The organism is Micromonospora sp. CV4 (assembly GCF_003667455.1).
GTDB lineage: Bacteria > Actinomycetota > Actinomycetes > Mycobacteriales > Micromonosporaceae > Micromonospora.
Map to the genome: position 1 here is coordinate 1 of NZ_RCVI01000388.1, position 7772 is coordinate 7772.

Consider the following 7772-nt stretch of genomic DNA (forward strand, 5'->3'; position numbering starts at 1 on the left):
ACCGGCTCGTCGCAGACGATCACCTCGGGCCGCAGCGCGAGCGCCCGGGCGATGCCGATGCGCTGGCGCTGACCGCCGGAGAACTGGTGCGGGTACCGGTTGATGTGCTCCGGGTTGAGCCCGACCACGTCCAGCAGCTCCTGGACCCGTCGATCCCGGCTGCCCTTCGGCGCGGCGTCGCGGTGGATCTCGAACGGCTCGCCGATGATGTCGCCGACGGTCATCCGCGGGTTCAGCGAGGTGTACGGGTCCTGCATGACCATCTGCATGTTGCGCCGCAGCCGGCGCAGCTCGGCCCCGGACGCCTTGAACAGGTCCTTGCCCTCGAGGGTGGCCCGCCCGGAGGTGGGCGTCTCCAGCCGCATCAGCAGCCGGGCGAGGGTGGACTTCCCGCAGCCGGACTCACCGACCACGCCCAGCGTCTCACCGCGGCGCAGCTCGAAGCTCACGCCGTCGACGGCCTTGACCGCGCCGATCTGCCGCTGGAACAACACGCCCTGACTGATCGGGAAGTGCTTCACCAGGTTGTCGACGGACAGGATGGTCTCGCCCCGGACCTTGGTGGAGCTAGCGGGCGCTGTCATCACGGACCTCCTGCGCGAAGTGGCATTCGCTGGTCCGGCCGTCGCCGAGGACCAGGTCGTGCGGCACCACGTCCACGCAGACCTGCTGCACGTACGGGCACCGGGGGTGGAACGGGCAGCCGGAGGGGATCCGCATCAGGTTCGGCGGGAGACCCTTGATCGTCGACAGTTCCTGGCCGCGGACGTCCATCCGCGGGATCGACTCCAGCAAACCCTTGGTGTACGGGTGGGCCGGCGCCTTGTACAGCGAGCGGACGTCGGCGTGCTCGACGATCCGGCCGGCGTACATGACCGCGATCCGGTCCGCGACGCCGGCGACGACGCCCAGGTCGTGGGTGATCAGGATCATCGCCATGTTCAGGTCCCGGCGCAGGTCGGCCAGCAGGTCCATGATCTGGGCCTGCACGGTGACGTCGAGCGCCGTGGTGGGCTCGTCGGCGATCAGCACCTTCGGGTCCAGCGCCAGCGCCATGGCGATCATGACGCGCTGCCGCATGCCTCCGGAGAACTGGTGCGGGTAGTCGCCGATCCGCTTCGCGGCGCCCGGGATCTTGACCAGATCCATCAGCTCGATGGCGCGGCGTCGGGCGTCGGCCCGGGACATGCCGGCGCGCTGGCGCAGCGTCTCGCCGATCTGCCAGCCGACCGGAAAGACCGGGTTCAGCGCGGACAGGGCGTCCTGGAAGATCATCGCGATCTCCTTGCCGCGGACCTGCCGGCGCTGCTCCTCGGAACGGGTGAGCAGGTCCTGACCCTGGTAGAGGATCTGGCCGGAGCGGACGACCGCGGGCGGGGTGTCCAGGATGCCCATGATCGCCTGGGCGGTGACCGACTTGCCCGAGCCGGATTCGCCGAGCACGGCGAGGGTCTCCCCGGCGTCGAGGTGGTACGACACGCCGTTGATCACCCGGGCCACACCCTCGTTGGTCCGGAACTCGACGTGCAGGTCCCGGAGCTCCAGCAGGTGGCCGCCCTCGGGCGTGGCGGAGGCGGGCGTGGGTTGGACGGTGGAGTGCGTCATGGGAGTTTCACCGCAGCTTCGGGTCGAAGGCGTCACGGATCGCGTCGCCGAGCATGATGAACGCCAGCACGGTCAGCGCGAGGAAGGCCGACGGGACGATCAGCGGCGTGGCCGCCTCCCGCATGTGGATGCGGCCGGTGTCGATGTCCTGGCCCCACGAGATGGTCGGCGCCTTCAGGCCGATGCCGAGGAACGAGAGCGTCGCCTCGGCGGCGATGAACGAGCCGAGCGCGATGGTCAGCACGACGATGGCCGGGGCCAGCGAGTTCGGCAGGATGTGCCGCCACATGATCCGGCCGTGGCCGGCGCCGAGCATCCGGGCCGCCGCCACGTAGTCCTGCTCCTTGGCGGTGATCACCGAGGACCGCACGACCCGGGCGGCCGTGGTCCAGCCCAGAATGGCCAGTACGAAGATCACCGCGGCGATCCGGGCGTTCACGCTGTCGCTGGACACTCGCTTGAGCAGCACGATCGCGGCCAGCAGCAGCGGGATGCCGAGCACCACGTCGATCACCCGGGAGAGCACCGCGTCGACCCAGCGGCCGAAGTAGCCGGCCAGCATGCCGACCACCAGCGCGATGATCCCGGTGCCGAGCGCGGAGAGCGCGCCGACCAGCAGCGAGGCACGGGTGCCGTAGACCGCCCGGGAGTACGTGTCGCAGCCCTGGAAGTCGTACCCGAAGATGGCCCCTCCGGACGGTCCGGCGTGCTGCCGGGAGAGCAGGCAGTCGTTCGGGCTGTTGGCGGTGAACACCCCGGGGACCAGGGCCATCAGGGTGAACACGACGACCAGCGCCAGCGAGATCCAGAAGATCGGGTTGCGGCGCAGGTCACGCCACGCGTCCCCGGCCAGGCTGCGCGCCTTGTTCGGCGCGCCGATCTGGTTCGGCGTGCCCGGCTCGCCGGAGGGACCACGCCGCGCGGCCTGGTTCTCGGTGGCCGCCACAGTTTCAAAGTCACTCATAGCGGATCCTCGGGTCGAGTACGGCGTACAGGACGTCCACCACCAGGTTCGAGACCAGGTAGACCACGACGAGCACGCTGACGATGCCCACCACCAGGGGGCCGTCCTCGGTGCGGATGCCGCGGAAGAGGTTGAAGCCCACGCCGGGGATGTTGAAGACGCCTTCGGTGATGATCGCGCCGCTCATCAGGTTGCCCAGCTCCACACCGAGGAAGGTGACCACGGGGATGAGCGAGTTCCGCAGCACGTGCACGGTGACGATGCGGCGCTTGACCAGGCCCTTGGACCGGGCGGTCCGGACGTAGTCGGCGCGCAGGTTCTCCGCCACCGAGGTGCGGGTCAACCGCAGCGCGGTGGCCAGCGACAGCGAGCCGAGCACGATGCCCGGCAGCAGCAGCGCGTAGAACGTCGGCTCGGAGCCGGCGGTGGGCGGGAAGAGTTGCCACCTGACGCCCAGGAAGTACTGCGCGAGCGGTGCCAGCACGATGGTCGGGATGCCCAGCACCAGCAGGGTCAGCACCAGCGTCGAGTTGTCGAAGATGCTGGCCCGGCGGATGCCGGCGATCACGCCGGCGGTGACTCCGAAGATGATCGCCACGGCGAGCGCGATGAGCGCCAGCTTCACGGTGACCGGCCAGGCCGCCTGGAGGATGTCGCCGATCTGGCGGCCGGTCAGCGACTGGCCGAGGTCACCCTGGAGCAGGCTCTTGACGTAGTCGAAGTAGCGGTAGAAGAAGCCGCCGACGCCGGTGGCGTCCAGGTGGTACTTCTCGGTCAGGTAGGCCCGCTGGGCTTCGGTCACCGGCCGCTCGCCGGCGAGGGCCTGGATGGGGTCGCCCTGGCCGGCGAACATCAGCGCGTAGACGATCAGGGTGGTCCCGAAGAACGCAAGGACCATCTGCAGTAGGCGCCGCAAGATGTAGCGGAACATGCTTAGCAGTCTCTCCGGAAATGTGCGAAAGGGTCGCAGGACGGCATCTCTGGTCGTACCCGAAATATCCGGGATGTCCGCCGTCCGGCCCGGGGAAGGCCGGCGCTACCAACGAGTCCGTGGTCCGGACCCGGTGAGCGCGGTCCGGGCCACCCGGGCGTTTCCGCCCGGGTGGCCCGCACATGGTCAGCTCAGCTGGCCGCTTCGATCTTGACGAGGTTGACCCGCTGGAACAGGTCCATCTCGACGTTCTTGACCTTGGACGAGTGGCCGAACACGTTCTCGCCGAAGCGGAGCGGGATCACCGGCATGTCCTTGGCCAGGATGTCCTCCGCCTGCTGGTACTTGGCGATCGCCTCGTCCTGCGTCTTGGCGGCGGAACCCTCCTTGACGAGCTTGTCGAACTCCGGGTTGCTGTAGCCGTAGTAGTTCGACGAGCCGTTGGTGCTGTACAGCGGGCCGAGGTAGTCCTCCATGGTCGGGTAGTCCATGACCCAACCCATCCGGAACATGCCCACCGGCTGCTTCTTCTCGACCTTGGTCAGCAGGTCGGCGAACTTCGGCTCGGCCGAGCCGACGACGTCGACACCCAGGTTGGCCTTCAGCTGGTTGACCGTGGCGTCGACCCAGTCCTTGTGGCCGCCGTCGCCGTTGTAGGAGATGACGATCTTCGACGGGCCGCCAGCGGCCTGGTAGAGCTTCTTGGCCTCGGTCGGGTTGAACTCCCCGGCCGCACCAGCGGTGTTGTCCCGGTAGCCCGGCAGCACCGGCGAGACGAACGAGCGGGCCGACTGCTGCGAACCCTTGAAGACCGACTTGGTGATCTCGTCCCGGTCGATCGCCATCGAGATGGCCTTGCGCACGTCCGGGTTGCTGTAGTCCTTGTCGAACGTCGGGAACGCGAGGAACTGGAACGACGACATCGGGCTGGTCTTGTACCGGTCACCCAGGTCGGCCGGGGCGGTGCTCAGGCTCTCGGTCGGGATCGTCGGCAGCACGTCCAGGTTGTCCGCCTGGACGTCCGCGTAGGCCGCGGTGAGCTGCTGGTAGATCCGGAACTCGATGTCCTTCACCTTGGGCTTCTCGCCCGGGTACGCGTCGTACCGCTCGACCTCGATCTTGCTGTCGTGCTGCCAGGTGCCCTTCATCTTGAAGGGGCCCTGCCCGATCGGCGCCTGCTCGTAGGAGTCCTTGAGCACGCCCGGGGCGGAGAACGCGGCATCCGGCATCGGGTAGAACGCGGTGTAGCCGAGCATCGTCCGGAAGTCGATGTACGGCTCGGAGAGCGTCACCTGGAAGGTCAGGTCGTCGACCTTCTTCAGGCCGGACATCTCCTTGGCCTTCGGCGCCTTGCCCTGCAGGTCGGCGTAGCCAGCGATCTTCTCGAAGAAGTAGTTGCTGTCCTGCCCGTTGGGGGCGTACGCGCCGTAGTTCCAGGCGTTGACGTAGTCCTCGGCCGTGACCTTCTCACCGTTGTGGAAGGTGTAACCGTCCTTGAGCTTGACCGTCCAGACCTTGTTGTCCGACGACGTCACGGAGTCGGCCGCGACCTCGTACGGCTTGTTCTGGGCGTCGTAGTCCACGAGCGGGGCGAACAGGCCGGTGAGCACCTGCGCGCCGGACGTCTCGGTGGTGTTGGTGGGAACCAGGTGCTTCGGTTCCGCGATCTGGATGCTGACAGCCGAACTACCGCTGCTGGACCCACCGTCTCCGCCGCTGCCGCAGGCCGCGAGGCCCAGCGTCACCGCGAGCGGGAGGGCGGTCCAGGCGGCGAGTCTACGAACTCGCATTGAGCCTCCTCATCTCCTCACGCTGCGCAGTCAAGCCCGACGCTGGGTTTACGCTGCGCAACAAGCGGTAACGGTAGGTCGGGCGACCGCCTTCGGCAACGAGCCGGTTGCGGCTGCATAACGGTCCGGGATGGCTTTCCTTGCCGAGTGCGGGCAGGCCTGCTACCCCAGACCGGGCTTAACCGGACCGACCTGCCTTTTCGCCGGTCGATTTCTCGCCCGGTGTGGCGCCTCGGCCCTCGCTGGCCCGCTCTGGGTTGAACGCCGCCTTCGCATCCCGGTGTGCCGGCCTGTCCGGTCCGGTGGTGATCAGCTCCACAAAACGTCACTGAGAGTGACTAGCGACACGTCACGTTTCGTGACCGGAGGCGAGTGGCAGGGATCTCGGCAACAGGGCCCGGACTCAGGTCGTCCGAACGGCCGGCGGCGGCCGTGAGACGATCTGGTCGTGACAGCGACGCTTCTGGACGGCAAGGCGACCGCGGCGGAAATCAAGGACGAGCTGCGGATACGGGTGAAGGCGCTCGCGGAGCGCGGCATCATCCCCGGGCTGGGCACGGTCCTGGTCGGGGCGGACCCGGGCAGCCAGGCGTACGTCAACGGCAAGCACCGGGACTGCGCCGAGGTGGGCATCGCCTCGATCCGCCGGGAGCTGCCGGCCGACGCCACCCAGGAACAGGTCGACGCCGTGGTGGCCGAGCTGAACGCCGACCCGGCGTGCCACGGCTACATCGTCCAGCTGCCGCTGCCGGCCCACCTGGACACCCAGCGGGTGCTGGAGCTGATCGACCCGGCCAAGGACGCCGACGGCCTGCACCCGGTCAACCTGGGCCGGCTCGTCCTCGGCTACGACGGCCCGCTGCCCTGCACGCCGCGCGGCATCGTGGAACTGCTCCGCCGGCACGACGTGGCGCTGCGCGGCGCCACCGTCGCGGTGGTCGGCCGAGGCAACACCGTCGGCCGTCCGCTCGGTCTGCTGCTCACCCGGCGCAGTGAGAACGCCACGGTCACCCTGTGCCACACCGGCACGCTCGACCTCGCCTCGCACACCCGGGCCGCGGACATCGTCATCGTCGCGGCCGGCGTACCGGGCCTGCTCACCGCCGACATGATCAACCCTGGCGCGGTGGTGGTGGACGTCGGCATCACCCGGGTGATCGGCCCGGACGGCAAGGGCCGCTACACCGGCGACGTGGACCCGGGGGTGGCCGAGACGGCCGGCGCGCTGGTCCCGATGCCCGGCGGCGTCGGCCCGATGACCCGGGCCATGCTGCTCAGCAACGTCGTCGAACGGGCCGAACGCGGCTGAAGTGTTAGGAAGGGCACCTTGTCGACGCCTCGTGCAGAAAAGGGGCCCTTCTTGGCCTGACCAGGCCGTAACCGTCCGCCCCTGGCCGGATCGGTGCCAGGATGACTGATACGGTCCGGAAAACCGACTGGTATCAGGGAGTGGGACGACCATGGGTAAGAAGGTCACTGTCGTCGGGGCTGGCTTCTACGGCTCCACCACCGCACAGCGCCTGGCCGAGTTCGACGTCTTCGACACCGTAGTGATCACCGACATCGTGGAGGGCAAGCCCGCGGGTCTCGCACTCGACCTCAACCAGTCGCGGGCCATCGAGGGCTTCGAGACCAAGGTGGTCGGCGTGACCACCGGCCCGAACGGTGAGGGCTACGAGGCCATCGAGGGCTCCGACGTCGTGGTGATCACCGCTGGCCTGCCCCGCAAGCCGGGCATGAGCCGGATGGATCTGCTGGAGACCAACGCCAAGATCGTGCGGCAGGTCGCCGAGAACGTCGCCAAGTACGCCCCGAACGCCGTCGTCATCGTGGTCTCCAACCCGCTGGACGAGATGACCGCGCTGGCGCAGCTCGCCACCCAGTTCCCGAAGAACCGGGTGCTCGGCCAGGCCGGCATGCTGGACACCGCCCGGTTCAGCAACTTCGTCGCCGAGGCGCTGAACGTGCCGGTCGCGTCGGTCCGCACGCTGACCCTGGGCTCGCACGGCGACACCATGGTCCCGGTGCCGTCGAAGAGCACCGTCAACGGCAAGCCGCTGCGCGAGGCGATGCCGGCCGAGCAGATCGAGGAGCTGGTCGTCAAGACCCGCAACGGTGGCGCCGAGGTTGTCGCGCTGCTCAAGACCGGTTCGGCGTACTACGCCCCGTCCGCCGCGGCGGCCCGGATGGCGAAGGCCGTCGCCGAGGACTCCGGCGAGGTCATGCCGGTCTGCGCCTGGGTCGACGGCGAGTACGGCATTGACGGCGTCTACCTGGGAGTCGAGGCCGAGATCGGCGCCCAGGGCGTCAAGCGGGTCGTCGAGACCGACCTGGACGCCGACGAGCGGGCCAGCCTCCTGGCTGCCGCCGAGGCCGTCCGCGCCAAGCAGGGCGACGTCGCAAACATGTGACACCCCGACAACACGGAAGGGGGCGCGCCGGCGATGCCGGCGCGCCCCTTCCGCATCTCCCCCATGCGCCC

Annotated in this window: 7 protein-coding genes; 2 read left to right on the forward strand and 5 right to left on the reverse strand. The window is 68.7% G+C overall.

Annotated elements, in window-relative coordinates:
• The 5 genes from EAD98_RS26950 to EAD98_RS26970 all read right to left on the reverse strand — a co-directional run.
• Positions 1-584, reverse strand: a 584-nt coding sequence (locus EAD98_RS26950) for a dipeptide/oligopeptide/nickel ABC transporter ATP-binding protein (RefSeq protein ID WP_147457498.1), incomplete at its 3' end; no start/stop codon positions are given.
• Positions 568-1605 (reverse strand): ABC transporter ATP-binding protein, encoded by a 1038-nt coding sequence (locus EAD98_RS26955; protein ID WP_121656773.1) that lies wholly within the window; start codon positions 1603-1605, stop codon positions 568-570. The genes EAD98_RS26955 and EAD98_RS26950, both read right to left, overlap by 17 nt.
• Before the next feature lie 7 nt (positions 1606-1612).
• Positions 1613-2569 (reverse strand): ABC transporter permease, encoded by a 957-nt coding sequence (locus tag EAD98_RS26960; RefSeq protein ID WP_121656774.1) that lies wholly within the window; start codon positions 2567-2569, stop codon positions 1613-1615.
• Entirely contained in the window at positions 2562-3500 is a 939-nt protein-coding gene (locus EAD98_RS26965; protein WP_121656775.1) for an ABC transporter permease, read from the reverse strand. Before EAD98_RS26965 ends, EAD98_RS26960 begins: the two co-directional genes overlap by 8 nt.
• Before the next feature lie 191 nt (positions 3501-3691).
• The gene (locus EAD98_RS26970) at positions 3692-5290 is read right to left on the reverse strand and encodes an ABC transporter substrate-binding protein (protein WP_121656776.1); all 1599 of its coding nucleotides are present in this window, start codon (positions 5288-5290) and stop codon (positions 3692-3694) included.
• A 448-nt stretch (positions 5291-5738) separates the two neighbouring features.
• Between EAD98_RS26970 and EAD98_RS26975 the strand changes: the two genes are divergently transcribed.
• Both EAD98_RS26975 and EAD98_RS26980 read left to right on the forward strand, forming a co-directional pair.
• The gene (locus EAD98_RS26975) at positions 5739-6599 is read left to right on the forward strand and encodes a bifunctional methylenetetrahydrofolate dehydrogenase/methenyltetrahydrofolate cyclohydrolase (RefSeq protein ID WP_121656777.1); all 861 of its coding nucleotides are present in this window, start codon (positions 5739-5741) and stop codon (positions 6597-6599) included.
• Positions 6600-6750: 151 nt separating this feature from the next.
• Positions 6751-7701, forward strand: coding sequence for a malate dehydrogenase (locus EAD98_RS26980; protein WP_121656778.1), 951 nt, complete (start codon positions 6751-6753; stop codon positions 7699-7701).
• Positions 7702-7772: the final 71 nt, after the last annotated feature.

Excerpts from the sequence above, each read along its gene's own strand:
- EAD98_RS26980 (WP_121656778.1), top strand. The coding sequence starts at position 6,751 with ATGGGTAAGAAGGTCACTGTCGTCGGGGCTGGCTTCTACGGCTCCACC.
- EAD98_RS26955 (WP_121656773.1), bottom strand. The coding sequence starts at position 1,605 with ATGACGCACTCCACCGTCCAACCCACGCCCGCCTCCGCCACGCCCGAG.
- EAD98_RS26965 (WP_121656775.1), bottom strand. The coding sequence starts at position 3,500 with ATGTTCCGCTACATCTTGCGGCGCCTACTGCAGATGGTCCTTGCGTTC.
- EAD98_RS26970 (WP_121656776.1), bottom strand. The coding sequence starts at position 5,290 with ATGCGAGTTCGTAGACTCGCCGCCTGGACCGCCCTCCCGCTCGCGGTG.
- EAD98_RS26960 (WP_121656774.1), bottom strand. The coding sequence starts at position 2,569 with ATGAGTGACTTTGAAACTGTGGCGGCCACCGAGAACCAGGCCGCGCGG.